This is a genomic window from Mesorhizobium sp. LCM 4577 (genome assembly GCF_001854795.2).
In the GTDB taxonomy this organism is placed as follows: Bacteria; Pseudomonadota; Alphaproteobacteria; order Rhizobiales; family Rhizobiaceae; genus Mesorhizobium; species Mesorhizobium plurifarium.
On record NZ_MDDU01000002.1, the window covers coordinates 246,064 to 263,887 of the forward strand.

A 17,824-nucleotide genomic window follows, 5' to 3' on the forward strand; every position below is an offset into this window, starting at 1 on the left:
AATTGCGTAAAAACAAGAAGATAGAGCGGTTCGCCGTTTCCGTGAAACGGTGAAACGCTCTAGTCGCGCAGCGCCGCCATCGCCGCCGCGTGCAGTTCCGGCGTCGCGGCCGCCAATATGTCGCCGCCGTTTTCGGCCGGTCCGCCTTCGAAAGTGGTGATGACGCCGCCTGCCTTTTCGATGATCGGGATCAGCGCCACGATGTCGTAGGGCTTCAGGCCCGGATCGGTGACAATGTCGACGCTGCCGGCAGCCAGCATGGCGAAGGCATAGCAATCGGTGCCGTAGCGGGCGAGCTGGACTTTTGTTTCGAACTGATCGTAGCGCTTGCGCGCATCGCCCTTGAACAGGGCCGGCGTGGTCGTGAACAGCGTCGCTTGCGCGAGTTCGGTGGTCTTGCGCGTCGCGAGCCTGCGCGGTCCGCCCGGCCCTTCATAGTGCGACCCGGACGCGTTGGCGTAGAACAGTTCGCCGGTGAAAGGCTGCGACATCATGCCGGCGACCGCATCGCCGTCGACGGTCAGCCCGACCAGCGTTCCCCAGACCGGAATGCCGGAAATGAAAGCGCGGGTGCCGTCGATCGGGTCGATCACCCAGACATGCCGGCTGGTGAGGTTCTGGCTGCCGTGCTCTTCGCCGAGGATGCCGTGCTCGGGATATTCGGAAGAGATCAGCGCCCGGATCGCGCGCTCGGCCTCGCGATCGGCCTCGGTGACCGGGTCGAAGCTTCCCGACTCCTTGTTGGCGACCGCCCCCTGGCTGCGGAAGCGCGGCAAGGTTTCCGCGGCGGCGGCATGCGCGATGCGCCGCATGAAATCGGTGCTGATATCCAAGTCGCTCTCCCCATCGCGGCTCTTGCCAGCCGCTCTCTCTCGCAGAACAGGCGCTCTGAAGACCGGTCAGCCGCCCGCTTTCTGTTGCCCGAATGCCACATCTGAACCGCCGAAGCGGAATTTCCACATCATATTGAATTAAAAAACCCTGCTGTCGATTGACATTTGTGCGACGCACAATAATTTTGTCGTCGGACAGGTTATCCTGTCCATGCCCTCCTTGGGCGTTTCCTCCCTAGACTTCGACCGTGTCGTGAAAACGATGCGGTCTTTTTTTCGAGCAATTCCAGGAAAAGCGCGAAGCGTTTTTCCGTTCGGAATTGCGTTTGTAAAGAACGCGGCGCGCCGACCACGCCGTCACTCCGCCGCGAGCGGCAAATCGACGAAATGATGGTCGGGCATCGACATCAGGTCGGCCGAGAAGCGGGTCAGGTCGTCGGCCAAGGCGTCGAAGCCGGCCGATTTCTGGAATGTCCGCTCGTCCATGTAAAGCCCGCGATTGACCTCGATCTGCAGCGCATGCAGATGCCGCGCCGGCCTGCCATAGTGCTCGGTGATGAAGCCTCCGGCGTAGGGCTTGTTGTGCGCGACCGTGTAGCCCATGCCGACAAGCAGGCTGATCGCCATTTCGGTGAGCGCCGGCGAGGCCGAGATGCCGAACCGGTCGCCGATGATGAAGTCGGGCCGCACGCCGTTGTCGCCGACGCGAATCGAGGCCGGCATCGAATGGCAGTCGATGAGCACGGCATAGCCGAACCTGGCATGCGTCCTCGTGAGCAGCCGCTTCAGCGTCTCGTGATAAGGTTTGTACACCGCTTCGATGCGCCCCACCGCCTCCGCCAAAGGCAGCCGGCTGGGATAGATATCGAGCCCCTCGCCGACCAGTTTCGGCACCGTGCCCAGCCCGCCGGCGACCCGCGCCGAGCGGATGTTGCAGAAGGACGGCACCGGCTCCGCGAACATGCGCGGATCGAGCTCCCACGGCTCGYGGTTGACGTCGAGATAGGCGCGCGGAAAGTTCGCCGCCAAGAGCGGCGCGCCGAGCGGCACGGCGCCGCCGAAGAGCTCCTCGACATAGCAGTCCTCCGACCGGCGGATGGCGTTGCGGTCGAGCCGCGCCATGGCCAGGAAGCGCTCCGGATAGTGGCGGCCGCTATGCGGCGAGTTGAACAGGAAAGGGACGCGCTGTTCGGCGCCCGATCGGATTTCGAAGGGTGGAACGACCGAAAAATCCTCGGCTGCCGTCTTCAATTTGTACGAACCAGGATGAAGCACTGCATCATGACGCAAAACTTGCCACCTTGCGTCCGGCATGTCCAGCATTTCAGACCGTGAAACCGTGCTCCGAACCGAATGTTGGATGCCCTTCATTCACTTGATGTTTACCGGCTCCACCTCATATACAGGATGGTTAACGGCCTTGCCCGGCGGCAGGCTTKGGGCGGGTGATTCGGACGGGATATGATGGCACGCATTCTGCTGGCGGAAGACGATGACGATATGCGCCGCTTCCTCGTCAAGGCGCTGGAACGCGCCGGCTACCAGGTAAGCGATTTCGACAATGGCGCGAGCGCCTATGAGCGGCTGCGCGAGGAACCTTTTTCGCTGCTTTTGACCGACATCGTCATGCCCGAAATGGACGGCATCGAACTTGCCCGCCGCGCCACCGAGATCGATCCGGACCTCAAGGTTATGTTCATCACCGGCTTTGCCGCGGTCGCGCTCAATCCCGATTCCAAGGCGCCCAAGGACGCCAAGGTTCTGTCGAAGCCCTTCCACCTGCGCGATCTCGTCAACGAGGTCGAGAAGATGCTGCAGGCCGCCTGAGGCCTGCAAGGCTCGCATCGGCAGGGATCTCCTCGATGCGACAAACGGAAGCCGTCTTTCCACATTCCCGCTATTGACGCGCCGGATCAAAAGTGGTGTATGCGCGGCGTCGGATGGGCGTGTAGCTCAGCGGGAGAGCACTGCATTGACATTGCAGGGGTCACAAGTTCAATCCTTGTCACGCCCACCATCCTTCCAATAACTTAAGCAGACGACTGGTCCGCGCACGGCGATGGCCGTCCCCGAATCGATGAGTTCGGCGGTTCTCCAGCGGCCCTATGCCGATGGCTATCCAAGATTCCCTTCGAACATCACCAGCGTACGATTCGACGCCTTGAGCGCGAAGCGCATGGCTTCCTCATAGGCCGGGTCGGCATAGCAGGCCTTGGCGATCTCCAGCGACGGGAATTCCACCAGGACCATGCGCTTGGCATCGCGCGCCTCGACGAGCAGGGGCGGCTGTTTCGTCGTGTTGGTTCGTGCCTGGTATTTTTCGCCGATCGGCTTCCAGAGCCGGCCGTACTCGGCCTGCGCCTCCTGATCCGAAATCTCGGTTCCGACGATGAGCCAGTATCCCTTCACGCTGAAGCGCTCCCTGATGATTGCCGTCTACACCATGAACTCACCGCCGTTGACGTGCAACAAATGTCCGGTGACGAACTTGCCCATGTCGGATGCGAGATAGAGGCAGGCATTGGCGACGTCCTCGGCGGTCCCCAACGTCCTTAGCGGCACCGTGGCTTTCACATGCTCGTAGGTTTCCGCAAGATCGGGATACCACGCCGCATTCCTGTCGGTGTCCAGCCATCCAGGCGCGATGCTGTTGGCGGTCACCCCGTCCGGTCCGCATTCCAGCGCCACGGCTTTCRCCAGGCCGTGCATGCCGTGCTTGGCGGCGACGACATGCGCCCTGTTCGCCAACGGGAAGAGGGCATCCGTCCCCGCCATGTAGAGCAGGCGCCCGAACTTTCTTCGGCGCATGTGCGGAAGCACCGCCTGGGTCAGGATGAAAGCCGATCCGAGATTGGTGTCGATCACTTTCTGCCAGTCCCGAAGAGTGATCTCGTCGATCGGCTGGTGCGGTCTTATCCCGACGCAGGACACCGCGATGTCGACGCGGCCGAGTTCCGCGACCGCCCTGCCGATCAAGGCGTTCATGGCGGCCTCGTCGGTGCCGTCGCAGACGGATGCGATCGCCTCCACGCCAAGGGACCGCGCCTCGCCGGCGACGGCCTCGATCTTGGCCGCGTCGCTGCCGCCGGTTATGACGATGTGCGCCCCCGCTCGGGCAAACRCCAGGGCGACGGCCTTGCCGATGTTCTGGCCGGCCGCGGTAATGACCGCTACCCGCCCCTTCAAGCCGGGAACTTCCATGTGCTCACCTGCGGATCACGAGGGCGCGGAGCGCGTCCTGTCCCAACCTTGTAGATTGAGAAACCAAACAGGGGCTATGCCAGGAAGCAAGCCGCCATAGGTCTAAAGCATGTCTCCCGAAAGTGGGAACCGGTTTCGGGGCAAAGACATGCGCAAAATCAAAAGCCTAAAGCGCAAGGAGCGAATCTGAAAGATCGCGACGCGCTTTAGCTTAGATGCCCGCCATCGCCAGCAGGGTCTTCATCCGTGCGATGGCAAGATCGGGGTCGGCCAGCAGGCCGGCCTGGTCGGAGAGCCGGAAGACGTCCGCGTAGTGGCATATGCCGCGCGCCGACTGCATGCCGCCGACCATGGTGAAATGGTCCTGATGCCCGTTCAGCCAGGCCATGAAGACGATGCCGGCCTTGTAGTATTCGGTCGGCGCTTCGAAGATCTTGCGCGACAGCGGCACGGTCGGCGCCATCAGCGCGTCGTAACCGGCCTTGTCGCCCTCCGCCAACTTCGCCAGCGCGGCGTTGGCCACCGGGGCGATGGCGTCGAAGATGCCGAGCAGAGCATGCGAATGCCGCCTGCCGTCGCCGGCGATCAGCTCGGGATAATTGAAATCGTCGCCGGTGAACATCACGACGCCCTCGGGCAGCCGGTCGCGCAGCAGCACCTCCTTCTCCGCGTCGAGCAGCGATATCTTGATGCCCTCGACCTTCTCCGCATGCCGCTCGATGATAGCGACGACCGTGTCGAGCGCCGTATCGAAATCGTTGCTGCCCCAATAACCCTTGRGCGCCGGATCGAACATGTCGCCCAGCCAGTGCAGGATCACCTTGCCTGATGCCTGTGAGAGCATCCGGTCATAGACGCGGGCATAGTCGTCCGGTCCCTTTGCCACCGCCGCCAGCGCGCGGCTTGCCATCATGATCGCCTTGCCGCCTTCGCCTTCGATGAAGGCGAATTGGTCTTCATAGGCGCCGATGACGTCGTCGAGCGTCTTGGCCGCCGCAGGCGCCAGGTGATCGGTTCCCGCCCCCGAAGCGAGGTCGGCGCCCGGCACCGTTTTGGCCTCCGCTATCGAGCGCCGGATCAGTTCCCTGGCGCTCGCCCAGTCGAAACCCATGCCGCGTTGGGACGTGTCCATGGCCTCGGCGATGCGGAAGCCGAGCCGCCACAGATGATGGCGGAACGCCATGGTCCTGTCCCAGTCGACCGCCGGCCGCGACGAGGGGTTGGTCATGGCGATGGGATCGGCAACGACATGGGCGGCGGCATAGGCGATGCGCGAAAAACGCGCGCTCTTGTTTGGCTCGACCGGTTTGCCTACGAGCCGATAGCTGACCCGGTCGCCGTTTGCCGCAGGCAAGGTAATGTGCATGGAACTCTCCCGTTGCGGGTCGCTATAAATGGAACGTTCCAATAAATCAAGAAGCTTTATGATTCAAGGCGTCCGCGTCGGCGCGGCATAGCACCTCTGTAGAGGAATGCTTGCATTAGCGGGGGTTTTGAACCGCTCCAATCAATTTTTCGAATCCAAATAGGGAATCATGATTGACTCTAATTTGGATCGATGATTAGAACGTTCCAATAAATTTGCTCAAAGATGCGGAGGATGGAACGAGGATGGCCAGCCGGGCCAAGGCGACGATCCTGGACATCGCCCGCGAGGCCGGCGTGTCCAAATCGACGGTGTCGCTCGTGCTGCAGGGCAGCGGGCTGATCCGGCCCGAAACCGCGACCAAGGTGCGCAGGGCGATCGAGGATGTCGGCTATGTCTACAACCGCGGCGCCGCCAATCTGCGCAAGGCCCATTCCAACGTCATCGGCATGGTGATCAACGATCTCACCAACCCCTTCTTCGCCGAGCTTGCCGTCGGCATGGAGCGCGTCTTCCAGGCGGCGGGCGTCGTGCCCTTCATCGCCAACACGGCTGAAAACCCGGTGCGCCAGGAAGAGGTGCTGAAGTCGCTGATGGAACAGGGTGTCGCCGGCCTCATCGTCTCGCCGGCGCGCGGCACCACGCCGGGCGCCTTCCGCCGCATCGAGGCGGCCGGCGTGCCGATCGTCTTCACCATGCGCCGGCTGCCCGAAAGCCGCATTCCGGTGATCGCGCCGGACAACCATCGCGGCGCCTTTATCGCCACCGAGCATCTGATCCGCAAGGGCCATCGCCGCCTGGCCTTCTTCGGCGGCTCGTCCGATCTTGTCGTCTACCATGAGCGACTGGGCGGGTTCCTTGAAGCCTGCGAAACGCTCGGCATTCCCGCCTCCGACCGGCTGATTGTCGAGGGCGAGACCAGCCGCAAGGGCGGCATGGCCTGCCTGGAGACGGCGCTTGCCGCGGCGCAGCCACCGACGGCGGCGCTTTGCTTCAACGACGCGGTTGCCTTCGGCGCCATGCTGGCGCTGCGCAAACGCGGCCTCGAGGCGGGGGCGGACTTTGCCGTCGTCGGCTTCGACGATGTCGCCGAGGCCGAGCACTACAGCCCGGCGCTCACCAGCGTTGCCGTCGACACCGCGGGCCTCGGCGAGCGCGCGGCGCACGTCATGCTGAAGATGATCCAGTCGCGCACCACGCGGGCCGAGGACCATATCGGCGCCGTCAGCCTGGTCGTGCGGGAAAGCAGCGGTCCGGACCGCAACAGCCAAGTGGGAGACGCGGCATGAGCGTGCGATGGGGATTGATCGGCGCCAGCACGATCGCCAGACAGTTCATGATCGATGCCATTCGCGCCCAGGACGATGGCGACGTCGTTGCCGTGATGAGCTCCAGCGCGGAACGGGCCAAGGCTTACGCGGGGGAAAACCGCATTGCACGTGCCGTCTCGTCCCTCGACGCACTGCTCAGCTCGGACATCGACGCCGTCTACATCTCGACCACCAACGAATTGCACCTCGAGCAGGGCCTTGCCGCGATCAAGGCCGGCAAGCATGTGCTGTGCGAAAAGCCGCTGGCGCTGACCAGCGCCGATGCGCGCAAGCTGGTCGTCGCCGCGAAAGCCGCCGGCATCGTCTTCGGCACCAACCATCATCTGCGCAATGCCGGCGCGCATCGCGCCATGCGCGAGGCGATTGCCGCCGGCCGCATCGGCAAGCCGATCGCGGCGCGCGTCTTCCATTCCGTCTTCCTGCCGGAGAACCTGCAGGGCTGGCGCGTCACCAAGCCGGAAGCCGGCGGCGGCGTGGTGCTCGACATCACCGTGCACGATGCCGACACGCTGCGCTTCGTGCTTGGCGACGACCCGGTCGAGATTTCGGCTTTCACGCAGTCGGCCGGCATGGCCGGGAGCGGCCTGGAGGACGGCGCCATGTGCATCTGGCGCTTCCAGTCGGGAGTCATCGCGCAATCGCATGAGGGCTTCACCACGAAATTCGCCGGCACCGGCTTCGAAGTGCATGGCTCGGAAGGCTCGCTGATCGCCGCCAATGTGATGACGCAGAAGCCGGTCGGCTCGGTGCTGCTGCGCACCGCGAAGGGCGAGGAGGAGCTGAATTTCGATCGCGAGGACCTCTACACCCGCTCGGTCCGCCAGTTCCATGCCGCGATCCGCGGCGAGGGCCAGCCTGCCGCCACCGGCGAGGACGGCATCTGGTCGCTGGCTTCCGCCGAAGCAGCGCTTCAATCGTCGAAGACCGGCAAGGCCGTCGCTATCGACCCGCAACTCGGGAGCCTCGCGTGAGCAAGCTCGTCTCGGCGGCCCATGCCGCCGGCCTCATCAAGGACGGCATGGTCGTCTCGGTGTCGTCGTCGAGCGGCCTCGGCTGCCCCGACGCCGTGCTTGCCGCGATCGGCGAGCGTTTCGACGCGGAAGGCCATCCGAAGGCGATCACCACGCTGCACCCGATCGCCGCCGGCGACATGTACGGCATCAAGGGCATCGACCATCTCGCCAAGCCCGGCCTGTTGAAGCGCACCCTTTGCGGCTCCTATCCGTCCGGCCCCTCTTCCTCCGAACCGCCGCAGATCTGGAAGATGATCGGCGACAATTCCGTCGCTGCCTACAACGTTCCCTCAGGCATCCTCTTCGACATGCATCGCGAGGCCGCCGCCAAGCGGCCGGGCGTGCTGACCAAGGTCGGCCTCGACACCTTCGCCGATCCGCGCCACCAGGGCTGCGCCATGAACGCCGCGGCCAGCGAGCCGATCGTCTCGGTCCAACAGTTCGATGGCGAGGAATGGCTCTATTTTCGCGCCATCGTGCCGAACATCTCGATCATCCGCGCCACCACGGCCGACGAGCGCGGCAACCTCACCTACGAGCATGAGGGCGCCTATCTCGGCGGCCTGGAACAGGCGCTGGCGGCACGCAACAATGGCGGCATCGTCATCGCGCAGGTCAAGCGCGTCGTCGAGAACGGCACGCTGAAGCCGCATGACGTGCGCGTGCCGGGCGTGCTGGTCGACCACATCGTGGTGGCGCCCGACCAGTTGCAGACGACCCAGACGCCTTACGATCCGGCGATCTCGGGCGAGATCTTCCGGCCGCTGTCGACCTTCCGCACGCCCGAGATGAACATCCAGAAGGTGATCGCACGCCGCGTCGCCATGGAATTGCGCGATGGCATGGCCGTCAACATCGGCTTCGGCATCTCGGCCAACGTGCCGCGCATCCTTCTGGAGGAAGGCCAGCACGGCAAGGTCACCTGGGTGATCGAGCAGGGCGCGGTCGGCGGCGTGCCGCTGCTCGACTTCAAATTCGGCTGCGCCTCGAACGCCGAGGCGATCATGCCTTCGCCGCACCAGTTCATCTATTTCCAGGCTGGCGGCTTCGATGCCTCGCTGCTCTCCTTCCTGCAGATCGACCGCCACGGCTCGGTCAACGTCTCCAAGCTTTCGGCGCGGCCGCATGTGACGGCCGGCGCCGGCGGCTTCGTCGACATCACCGCGCGGGCGAAGAAGATCGTCTTCTCCGGTTTCTTCAATGCCGGCGCCAAGCTTTCCCTGGCCAACGGCGCGATCCGCATCGACCAGGAAGGCAAGGTCAAGAAGATCGTCGAGGAGGTCGAGCACATCTCCTTCTCTGGAAAACGCGCCGTCGCGCAAGGGCAGGACATCACCTATGTCACCGAGCGCTGCGTGATGAAGCTGACGCCGGACGGGTTGATGGTGACGGAGCTGGCGCCCGGCGTCGACCTCGAACGCGATGTGCTGGCGCAGGCCGAGATTCCGCTTGGCGTCGCGAATGACCTCAAGGTCACACCTGCGTCGCTCTACCAGGATCGGCCGATCGGCCTGTCGCTCAACGGCGGCGCCTCGCTCGGAGGTGCACATGGCTGAGCGTCTCGTCACCTTCGAAAGGGACGGCGCCGTCGGCATCGTCACGCTGCGCCGTCCGGAAAAATTCAACGCCCTCGACATTCCGATGCTGCGCGCGCTGGAAGCCGCGCTCGACGAAGCGGAACTGGCCGAGGGCGTCCGCGTCGTGCTGATGCGCGGTGAAGGCAAGGGCTTCTGCGCCGGCGGCGACGTCGAAGCCTGGGGCGCGATGAGCGCCGCCGATTTCCAGGTGCAATGGGTACGTTACGGCCACCGCGTCTTCGACCGGCTGGCCCGGCTCCGGCAACCGACCATCGCGGTGCTTTCGGGCCATGCGCTGGGCGGCGGACTGGAACTGGCCGCGGCTTGCGACTTCCGCGTCGCCGAGGCGCAGATAAAACTCGGCTTCCCCGAAACCTCGATCGGCGTGGTGCCGGGCTGGTCGGGCACACAGCGCGCCGTGCGCCGCTTCGGAGCACAGAGCGTGCGCCGCATGGCGATTGGCGGCGAGGTTTTCCTGGCGGCCGATGCCCTCGCGCACGGGATCGTCGACCGGCTGGTTGAAACCGGCAAGGCCTTCGACGAAGCCAGGGCCTGGGCCGAGAAGATCGCCGAGCGCGGCCCGCTCGCGACCGAAGCCGCCAAGCTGATGATTGGCGTTGCCGAGGGCGAGGAAGATGCCGCCGCGACCGAGGCGCTGGCCAGCGGCTTCATCGCGCTGACGGGTGACCTCAAAGCCGGCGTCGACGCCTTCAAGGCCAAGCAGAAGCCGGCCTTTTCGAGATCCTAGAGAAGACAAGATGAACGCACCGCTCAACATTGCCATGCCGGCCGAAGCGTCCCAGGCGCCGAAGGCCTATAAGCTGCTGGTCGACGGCAAGCATATCGATGCCCGTGACGGCCGCAGCATCGAGCGCGCCAGCCCAGGTCACGGCTTCGTCGTGTCCCGTTATGCGCAAGCGGGCGCGGCTGAGGTCGAGGCGGCGATACAGGCCGCGCACAAGGCTTTCGAGACCGGTCCGTGGCCGCGCATGAAGGCGTCGGAACGCGCGGCGGTGCTGCTCAAGACCGCCGACCTGATCGAGACCCGGCTGGAAGAGATCGCCCGCCTCGACGCACTGGAATCCGGCAAGCCGATCGCCCAGGCGCGTGGCGAGATCGGCGGTGCGATCGACATCTGGCGCTATGCAGCTTCGCTTGCCCGCACGTTGCATGGCGAGAGTTACGCCAACCTGGGCGACGATATGCTGGGCGTCGTGCTGCGCGAGCCGATCGGCGTCGTCTCGATCATCACACCGTGGAATTTTCCGTTCCTGATCGTCAGCCAGAAGCTGCCCTTCGCGCTCGCCGCCGGCTGCACTGCCGTGGTCAAGCCGAGCGAGATGACCTCGGCCTCGACCTTCGTGCTCGGCGATATCCTGCTCGAAGCCGGCTTGCCGGCCGGCGTCGTCAACATCCTCGCCGGCTTCGGCGCCGATGTCGGCGCGCCGATGGTCAGCCACCCGCTGGTCGAGATGGTATCCTTCACCGGCTCGACCCGCGTCGGCAAGATGACCATGGCGACGGCGTCCAATTCGCTGAAGAAGGTCTCGATGGAGCTCGGCGGCAAGAACGGCCAGATCGTCTTCCCCGACGCCGACCTCAAGGCGGCGGCCGATGCCGCCGTGTTCGGCGGCTTCTTCAACGCCGGCGAATGCTGCAACGCCGGCAGCCGCCTGATCGTGCACGAGGCGATCGCCGACGACTTCCTGAACGCGGTCAAGGCGCTGGCCCGGGAGGTCCGCGTCGGCGATCCGCTCGACGACCGCACCAAGGTCGGCGCGATGATCTCGGCCGATCATATGGAAAAGGTAGCCGGCTATGTAACGGCGGCGAAAACCGATGGCGGCGACGTTTTCACCGGCGGCGCCCGGCTTGCATCCAATGCCGGGCAATATCTCGATCCGACCATCATCCGCAACGTTACAGAGGACATGGCGATCGCCCGCGAGGAAGTGTTCGGGCCGGTGCTGTCCGTGCTCACTTTTGAAACGATTGAAAAGGCATTGCACATTGCCAACAACACGCCCTATGGTCTGTCTGCAGGGGTGTGGAGCGCCGGCGTCGACACATGCATGTCGGTGGCGCGCGGTGTGCGTTCGGGGACGGTTTGGGTGAATACGTTCATGGAAGGTTATCCCGAACTGCCCTTCGGCGGCTACAAGCAGTCCGGTCTGGGACGCGAACTCGGCAAACGCGCCGTCGAGGACTATACCGAGGAAAAGACGATCCAGTTTCATCGCGGCCAGCGCACCGGTTGGTGGGTCGGCTGAGTTGGGAGACCCCGGCGGACACCCGCCGGTTATGCGTATGCAACAAGGGAGGTAGTACATGTTGCGCAAACTCTTTATCGGAACGGCTCTTGCGACGAGCTTTGCGTTCTCGGCGCATGCCGCGGACGTCAAGGAAGTGCAGATGCTGCATTGGTGGACGTCGGGCGGCGAAGCGGCTGCTCTCAACGTGCTGAAGCAGGATCTGGCCAAGGAAGGCTATGCCTGGAAGGACGTGCCGGTGGCCGGCGGCGGCGGCGACGCCGCCATGACCGCGCTGAAGGCAATGGTCGCGGCCGGCAACTACCCGACCGCCTCGCAGATGCTCGGCTACACCGTGCTCGACTATGCCGCCGCCGGCGTCATGGGCGACCTGACCGAGACCGCCAAGAAGGAAGGCTGGGACAAGTCGGTTCCGGCCGCCCTGCAGAAGTTCTCCGTCTATGACGGCAAGTGGGTTGCTGCTCCGGTCAACGTCCACTCCGTCAACTGGCTGTGGATCAACAAGGCGGTGATGGACAAGATCGGCGGCACCGAGCCGAAGACCTTCGACGACTTCGTGGCATTGCTCGACAAGGCCAAGGCGGCCGGCGTCATCCCGCTCGCTCTGGGCGGCCAGAACTGGCAGGAAGCCACCATGTTCGACTCCGTCGTGCTGTCGACCGGCGGGCCGGAGTTCTACAAGAAGGCGATGAACGACCTCGATGAAGAGTCGCTCAAGTCCGACACGATGAAGAAGTCGTTCGACAACCTCGCCAAGCTCGTCACCTATGTCGATCCGAACTTCTCGGGCCGCGACTGGAACCTCGCCACCGCCATGGTCATCAAGGGCGACGCGCTGGTTCAGGTCATGGGCGACTGGGCCAAGGGCGAGTTCCACGCCVCCAACAAGACCCCGGGCACCGACTTCCTGTGCTACCGCTTCCCGGGCACCGACGGCTCGGTGATCTACAACTCCGACATGTTCGGCATGTTCAACGTTCCGGACGACCGCAAGGCCGCCCAGGTCGCGCTTGCCACCGCCACTTTGTCGAAGAGCTTCCAGTCGGCCTTCAACGTGGTGAAGGGTTCGGTTCCGGCCCGCACCGACGTGCCGGACACCGACTTCGACGCTTGCGGCAAGAAGGGCATCGCCGACCTGAAGAAGGCCAATGAGGGCGGCACGCTGTTCGGCTCGCTGGCCCAGGGCTATGGCGCCCCGCCGGCCGTCGCCAACGCCTACAAGGATGTCGTGTCGAAGTTCGTCCATGGTCAGATCAAGACCTCCGACGAGGCCGTGACCGAGCTGGTCAAGGCGATCGACGACGCCAAGTAAGGTTCACTTGAACCAGGTCTCCCCCGCTCCGGCGGGGGAGGTCTCCTGTCGATAAACGGTGCGGGAAAGACCCTGGTGCGTTCTGGCGCCGGGCCGTTTCCGACCAGCCGGTACTGGATGAGCCGATGAGCACAGTTGCCGAAACCCAGATCAAGCTGACACCGGAGCACGACGCCCGTCCCGGCGCGACGGTCCGTTCGCGGCTGCAGGACCTGCTGCCGAAGATCGTGTTGGCGCCGAGCTTCGCGGCGACGATCGTCTTCGTCTACGGCTTCATTCTATGGACGATCTATCTGTCCTTCACCAATTCCAAGACCTTCCCGTCCTACGACATCACCGGCGCCCGCGCCTATCAGCGGCTGTGGCGCTGGACCTTCGAGAGCGACCCGCCGTCGAGCTGGTACACCTCGATCACCAACATGGGCATTTTCGGCTTTCTCTATATCCTGATCTGCCTGGCGCTCGGCCTGTTCCTGGCCATCCTGCTCGACCAGAAGATCCGCGGCGAAGGCGTCTTGAGGCCGATCTACCTTTACCCGATGGCGCTCTCCTTCATCGTCACCGGCGTCGCCTGGAAGTGGTTCCTCGATCCTGGCCTCGGCCTGGAGCAGACGCTGCATCAATGGGGCTGGACGAGCTTCCATTTCGACTGGATCAAGAACAAGGATTTCGTCATCTACACGGTGGTCATCGCCGGCGTCTGGCAGGCTTCCGGCTTCATCATGGCGATGTTCCTGGCCGGCCTGCGCGRCATCGACGGCGAGATCATGAAGGCGGCGCAGATCGACGGCGCTTCCACCTTCCAGCTCTACCGGCGCATCGTCATCCCGCTGCTGCGGCCCGTGTTCCTGTCGGCCTTCATCGTGCTCGCGCATCTGGCCATCAAGTCCTATGACCTGGTGGTGGCGCTGACCAGCGGCGGCCCCGGCGGCTCAGCCTGGCTGCCCTCCAACTTCATGTATGAGTTCACCTTCAAGCGCAACGAGATGGCTGTCGGCTCGGCGAGCGCGGTGATCATGCTGATGACGCTGACCGCGATCATCGTGCCTTACCTCTATTCCGAACTCAGGGAGAAGCCGCGATGAGCGCTGTCACCTCGCCTGCCCGTCCGGCTTCGAGCGGCATCAGCGCCAGGACGATCAACCGCATCGTCATCTATGGCCTGCTCGCGCTGTTCGCTATCTTCTATCTGATGCCGCTCTTCGTCATGCTGGTCACCTCGTTCAAGACCATGGACGAGATCCAGAACGGCAACATGCTGGCACTGCCGCAATCGCCAACCATCGCGCCATGGTTCAAGGCCTGGGGCGAAACCTGCGTCGGCCTGACCTGCGCCGGCATCAAGGGCTATTTCTGGAATTCCATCAAGATGGTGGTTCCGGCGGTGCTGATCTCGACGCTGCTCGGCGCGTTGAACGGCTATGTGCTGACCAAATGGCGCTTCCGCGGCCACACGCTGGTCTTCGCCATGATGCTGTTCGCCTGCTTCATCCCGTTCCAGTCGGTGCTGTTGCCGATGGCGACGATCCTCGGCAGCCTTGGCCGTTTCGGCGTCACCCTGCAGAACGCGACCGGGTTCAATTTCGGCCTCGGCAATTCGACGGTGAACCTGGTCTTCGTCCATGTGGTCTACGGCCTCGGTTTCACCACCTTGTTCTTCCGCAACTATTACGAGGCCTTCCCGACCGAGCTGGTCAAGGCGGCGCAGGTCGACGGCGCGTCCTTCTTCCAGATCTTCCGCCGCATCATGCTGCCCAACTCGATGCCGATCTTCGTCGTCACCGTCATCTACCAGTTCACCAACATCTGGAACGACTTCCTGTTCGCCTCGGCTTACGCCGGCACCGGCGACGTGATGCCGATGACGGTGGCGCTGAACAATGTCGTCAACACCTCGACCGGCGTCGTCGAATACAACGTCAACATGGCTGCGGCGATGATCGCCGCGCTCCCCACCCTGATCGTCTATGTCGTCGCCGGCCGCTATTTCGTGCGCGGGCTGATGGCCGGCGCGGTCAAGGGCTGACCCCTTTCTTAAAGGAACGACCATGGCTTTTCTGGAAATTGATGGGCTGAAGAAGCGCTTCGGGAATGTCGAGATCCTGAAGGGCATCAATGTCGAGCTCGAAAAGGGCGGCTTCCTGGTGCTGGTCGGCCCGTCCGGCTGCGGCAAGTCCACGCTGCTCAACACGATCGCCGGGCTGGAGCAGATCACCGAGGGCGAGATCCGCGTCGACGGCCGCGCCATCAACGACCTGCATCCTTCGAAGCGCGACATCGCCATGGTCTTCCAGAGCTACGCGCTCTATCCGAACATGACGGTGGCCGGCAACATCGCCTTCGGCATGGAGATGCGCGGCGTGCCGGCGGCCGAGCGCMAGGCGGCGATCGACAAGGTGGCCAAGATCCTGCAGATCGGCCACCTGCTCAACCGCAAGCCCAGCCAGCTCTCCGGCGGCCAGCGCCAGCGCGTCGCGATGGGCCGGGCGCTGGTGCGCGACCCGAAACTCTTCCTGTTCGACGAGCCGCTCTCCAACCTCGACGCCAAGCTGCGCGTCGACATGCGCATCGAGATCAAGCGCCTGCACGCCACCACCGGCACGACGATCGTCTATGTCACGCACGACCAGATCGAGGCGATGACGCTGGCGACCAAGATCGCTGTCATGCGCGACGGCGAGGTGCAGCAGTTCGGCACGCCGGCCGAGATCTACAACAACCCGACCAACATCTTCGTCGCCGACTTCATGGGCTCGCCGGCGATGAACCTGATCCCGGCCAAGATCGACGGCAATGGCAGCGCGCTCTCGGTGGTGCTCGACCGCGAGGCGCGCCAGCCGATCGTGCTGCCGATGCCCGGCGCGCCTGCTGGCCTGTCGGCCTTCAAGGACAAGCAGGTCATCTTCGGCGTCCGGCCCGAGGCGCTGACCGACCCGGAGGGCGCCGAACGCAACGGTTCGAGCATCGCCACGGCCGACTGCCATATCGAAGTGGTGGAGCCGGCGGGATCGGACACTTTCGCCGTCACCAATCTCGGTGGCAAGGGCGTGGTGGCGCGGCTCAGAGCCGACGCCAGGATCCAGCCCGGCACCAGCACGCCGCTTGCCTTCAACCTCAGCAAGGCGGTGTTCTTCGACCCGGCGACCGAGAAGCGCATTCTCTGATGCATGTCGCCCAAAAGTGGCTCCGGTTTTGGGGCAACGACATGCATCAAAATAAAGATCTTTAGACTATGGCAAACCCGGATATCGTCATCATCGGCTCCGGCATCGGCGGCGCCACGATCGCCTCCGGCTTGGCCGGCAGCGGCGCCTCGATCCTGATCCTGGAGCGCGGCGAGCCGCTGCCCGCGACGCCGCATGCGCGCTCGACGCGATCGATCTTCATCGACGAGCACTACCGGCCGAAGGAGATGTGGCGCGAGGCCGGCGGCGCTGCCTTCAACCCCGGCAACTACTACTATGTCGGCGGCAATTCGAAATTCTTCGGCGCGGTCCTCATCCGCTACCGCAAGGAGGATTTTTCCGAGCTCGAGCATTTCGGCGGCGTCTCGCCGGCCTGGCCGTTTTCCTATGACGAATTCGAGCCGTGGTATTCGAAGGCCGAGCAGTTGTTTCGCGTGCGCGGCTCGCTCGGCGAGGACCCGACCGAGCCATTCCATTCGATCCCCTACGCCTTCAAGCCGGTGCCGGACGAGCCGCCGATCGCGCGCGCCCGCGCCGAACTGAAAGCCCTCGGATTGCATCCCGCTTCGCTGCCGCTCGGCGTCGACATCGAGACCTGGCTGAAGGAAGGCAAGACCGGCTGGGACGCCTTCCCCAACACCGGCCAAGGCAAGATCGACGCCCAGACCGGCCCGCTGACGGCGGCGCTCACCGACAAGAACATCCGGCTTGAAACCGGTGCGCATGTCGACTGGCTGGAAACGTCGCCGGACGGCAAAACGATTGCCGCCATCCACTACACAAAGAACGGCGCGCAAAAGACGCTGTCGCCGAAGCTCGTCATCCTGTCCGCCGGCGCGATCAACTCGGCCGCCATCCTGCTGCGCTCGCCTTCAGCCAATACTGGCAAGAATGGGGGCAAAGGCCTCGCCAACAGCTCCGACCAGGTCGGGCGCAATTTCATGAACCACAATTCGAGCGCGATGCTGGCGATCGACCCGCGCCGCCGCAACGACAGCGTCTACCAGAAGACGCTGATGCTCAACGATTACTATCTGTCGGACGGCAAGGGCGGCAAGCCGCTCGGCAATGTGCAGCTGCTCGGCAAGATCGATGGCAACATGCTCAAGGCCAATGTGAAGACGATGCCGAAATTCGTGCTCGACTTCATGGCCGGCCACGCCGTCGACTGGTACCTGATGTGCGAGGATCTGCCCGACCCCGAAAGCCGCATCATGGTCGACGGCAAGGAGATCGTCATGCAGTGGCGGCGCTCCAACATGCAGTCGCTGGAAGGCCTGACCAAGGTCATGCGCGAGAACCTTCGCGCCTGCGGCTATCCGATCGTGCTGTCGCGCCCCTTCGACAAGCGCACGCCCTCGCATCAATGCGGCACGGTGAAGATGGGCAACGACCCGGCCACTTCACCCCTCGACACGTTCTGCCGCGCCTACGACCACCAGAATCTCTACRTCGTCGACGCCGGCTTCCTGCCGACATCGGCCGCGGTCAACCCGGCGCTGTCGATCGCGGCGCAAGCGTTGCGTGTCGCCGATCACATCCGCAAGACGGAGCTTGCCGCATGATGGGCTGGCGCCGCCCCTCATCCGCCTGCCGGCACCTTCTCCCCGTAAACGGGGAGAAGAGGGCTGGCCGCAACCCCTGCGCTCCTTTGGCAATTGGCGAAAGCGCCGATAACAGCGTCCTTCTCCCCGTCACTATACGGGGAGAAGTGCCCGGCAGGGCGATGAGGGGCA

Annotated in this window: 16 protein-coding genes and 1 tRNA gene; 12 read left to right on the forward strand and 5 right to left on the reverse strand. The window is 64.1% G+C overall.

All coding sequences use genetic code 11. The features are described 5' to 3' along the window. Nucleotides 1-59: 59 nt before the first annotated feature. Both hisN and LCM4577_RS05705 read right to left on the reverse strand, forming a co-directional pair. Entirely contained in the window at nucleotides 60-833 is a 774-nt protein-coding gene (gene hisN, locus LCM4577_RS05700; protein ID WP_071070132.1) for a histidinol-phosphatase, read from the reverse strand. Nucleotides 834-1,190: 357 nt separating this feature from the next. Then, entirely contained in the window at nucleotides 1,191-2,147 is a 957-nt protein-coding gene (locus tag LCM4577_RS05705) for an N-formylglutamate amidohydrolase (RefSeq protein WP_071070608.1), read from the reverse strand. Between the two features lie 150 nt (nucleotides 2,148-2,297). Between LCM4577_RS05705 and cpdR the strand changes: the two genes are divergently transcribed. Together cpdR and LCM4577_RS05715 are read left to right on the forward strand one after the other, a co-directional pair. Continuing rightward, nucleotides 2,298-2,660, forward strand: coding sequence for a cell cycle two-component system response regulator CpdR (gene cpdR, locus LCM4577_RS05710; protein WP_006199474.1), 363 nt, complete (start codon nucleotides 2,298-2,300; stop codon nucleotides 2,658-2,660). Nucleotides 2,661-2,775: 115 nt separating this feature from the next. Then, nucleotides 2,776-2,850: transfer RNA gene (locus LCM4577_RS05715), tRNA-Val, on the forward strand. A gap of 98 nt (nucleotides 2,851-2,948) precedes the next feature. On the opposite strand, the gene LCM4577_RS05720 is transcribed toward LCM4577_RS05715, so the two are convergent. The 3 genes from LCM4577_RS05720 to LCM4577_RS05730 form a co-directional block, all read right to left on the reverse strand. Next, complete coding sequence (locus LCM4577_RS05720) at nucleotides 2,949-3,242, reverse strand: DUF1330 domain-containing protein (RefSeq protein WP_071032903.1); 294 nt, start codon at nucleotides 3,240-3,242, stop codon at nucleotides 2,949-2,951. Nucleotides 3,243-3,269: 27 nt separating this feature from the next. Continuing rightward, entirely contained in the window at nucleotides 3,270-4,034 is a 765-nt protein-coding gene (locus LCM4577_RS05725; protein WP_071070134.1) for an SDR family NAD(P)-dependent oxidoreductase, read from the reverse strand. Between the two features lie 211 nt (nucleotides 4,035-4,245). Further along, a complete protein-coding gene (locus tag LCM4577_RS05730; protein WP_071070136.1) occupies nucleotides 4,246-5,400 on the reverse strand; it encodes a dihydrodipicolinate synthase family protein in 1,155 nt (384 codons plus the stop codon). A gap of 245 nt (nucleotides 5,401-5,645) precedes the next feature. Between LCM4577_RS05730 and LCM4577_RS05735 the strand changes: the two genes are divergently transcribed. The 10 genes from LCM4577_RS05735 (at nucleotide 5,646) to LCM4577_RS05780 (ending at nucleotide 17,653) form a co-directional block, all read left to right on the forward strand. After that, nucleotides 5,646-6,689 carry a LacI family DNA-binding transcriptional regulator gene (locus LCM4577_RS05735; protein ID WP_071032899.1) on the forward strand — a complete coding sequence of 348 codons (1,044 nt, stop codon included), beginning with the start codon at nucleotides 5,646-5,648 and terminating at the stop codon, nucleotides 6,687-6,689. Beyond that, a complete protein-coding gene (locus LCM4577_RS05740; protein ID WP_071032897.1) occupies nucleotides 6,686-7,702 on the forward strand; it encodes a Gfo/Idh/MocA family protein in 1,017 nt (338 codons plus the stop codon). The genes LCM4577_RS05735 and LCM4577_RS05740 overlap by 4 nt, the downstream gene beginning before the upstream one ends. Further along, entirely contained in the window at nucleotides 7,699-9,300 is a 1,602-nt protein-coding gene (locus LCM4577_RS05745) for an acyl CoA:acetate/3-ketoacid CoA transferase (RefSeq protein WP_071070138.1), read from the forward strand. Before LCM4577_RS05740 ends, LCM4577_RS05745 begins: the two co-directional genes overlap by 4 nt. Beyond that, on the forward strand, nucleotides 9,293-10,069 hold the full coding sequence (locus LCM4577_RS05750; protein ID WP_071033157.1) for an enoyl-CoA hydratase/isomerase family protein: 777 nt from the start codon (nucleotides 9,293-9,295) through the stop codon (nucleotides 10,067-10,069). The genes LCM4577_RS05745 and LCM4577_RS05750 overlap by 8 nt, the downstream gene beginning before the upstream one ends. Before the next feature lie 10 nt (nucleotides 10,070-10,079). Next, nucleotides 10,080-11,591, forward strand: coding sequence for an aldehyde dehydrogenase family protein (locus LCM4577_RS05755; protein ID WP_071070140.1), 1,512 nt, complete (start codon nucleotides 10,080-10,082; stop codon nucleotides 11,589-11,591). A gap of 58 nt (nucleotides 11,592-11,649) precedes the next feature. Beyond that, nucleotides 11,650-12,903 (forward strand): ABC transporter substrate-binding protein, encoded by a 1,254-nt coding sequence (locus tag LCM4577_RS05760; RefSeq protein WP_071070141.1) that lies wholly within the window; start codon nucleotides 11,650-11,652, stop codon nucleotides 12,901-12,903. Between the two features lie 125 nt (nucleotides 12,904-13,028). Then, nucleotides 13,029-13,988 carry a carbohydrate ABC transporter permease gene (locus LCM4577_RS05765; RefSeq protein WP_071070143.1) on the forward strand — a complete coding sequence of 320 codons (960 nt, stop codon included), beginning with the start codon at nucleotides 13,029-13,031 and terminating at the stop codon, nucleotides 13,986-13,988. Continuing rightward, nucleotides 13,985-14,929: a carbohydrate ABC transporter permease gene (locus LCM4577_RS05770; protein ID WP_071032887.1), complete on the forward strand. Its 945-nt coding sequence runs from the start codon at nucleotides 13,985-13,987 to the stop codon at nucleotides 14,927-14,929. The genes LCM4577_RS05765 and LCM4577_RS05770 overlap by 4 nt, the downstream gene beginning before the upstream one ends. A gap of 22 nt (nucleotides 14,930-14,951) precedes the next feature. After that, entirely contained in the window at nucleotides 14,952-16,067 is a 1,116-nt protein-coding gene (locus LCM4577_RS05775) for an ABC transporter ATP-binding protein (protein ID WP_071070145.1), read from the forward strand. Nucleotides 16,068-16,135: 68 nt separating this feature from the next. Continuing rightward, nucleotides 16,136-17,653: a GMC oxidoreductase gene (locus tag LCM4577_RS05780; protein ID WP_071070147.1), complete on the forward strand. Its 1,518-nt coding sequence runs from the start codon at nucleotides 16,136-16,138 to the stop codon at nucleotides 17,651-17,653. Nucleotides 17,654-17,824 lie beyond the last annotated feature (171 nt).

What these genes read in the sequence shown, in the direction of transcription:
- LCM4577_RS05750 (WP_071033157.1), top strand. Translation starts at nt 9,293, where the DNA reads ATGGCTGAGCGTCTCGTCACCTTCGAAAGGGACGGCGCCGTCGGCATC.
- LCM4577_RS05735 (WP_071032899.1), top strand. Translation starts at nt 5,646, where the DNA reads ATGGCCAGCCGGGCCAAGGCGACGATCCTGGACATCGCCCGCGAGGCC.
- cpdR (WP_006199474.1), top strand. Translation starts at nt 2,298, where the DNA reads ATGGCACGCATTCTGCTGGCGGAAGACGATGACGATATGCGCCGCTTC.
- LCM4577_RS05740 (WP_071032897.1), top strand. Translation starts at nt 6,686, where the DNA reads ATGAGCGTGCGATGGGGATTGATCGGCGCCAGCACGATCGCCAGACAG.
- LCM4577_RS05770 (WP_071032887.1), top strand. Translation starts at nt 13,985, where the DNA reads ATGAGCGCTGTCACCTCGCCTGCCCGTCCGGCTTCGAGCGGCATCAGC.
- LCM4577_RS05755 (WP_071070140.1), top strand. Translation starts at nt 10,080, where the DNA reads ATGAACGCACCGCTCAACATTGCCATGCCGGCCGAAGCGTCCCAGGCG.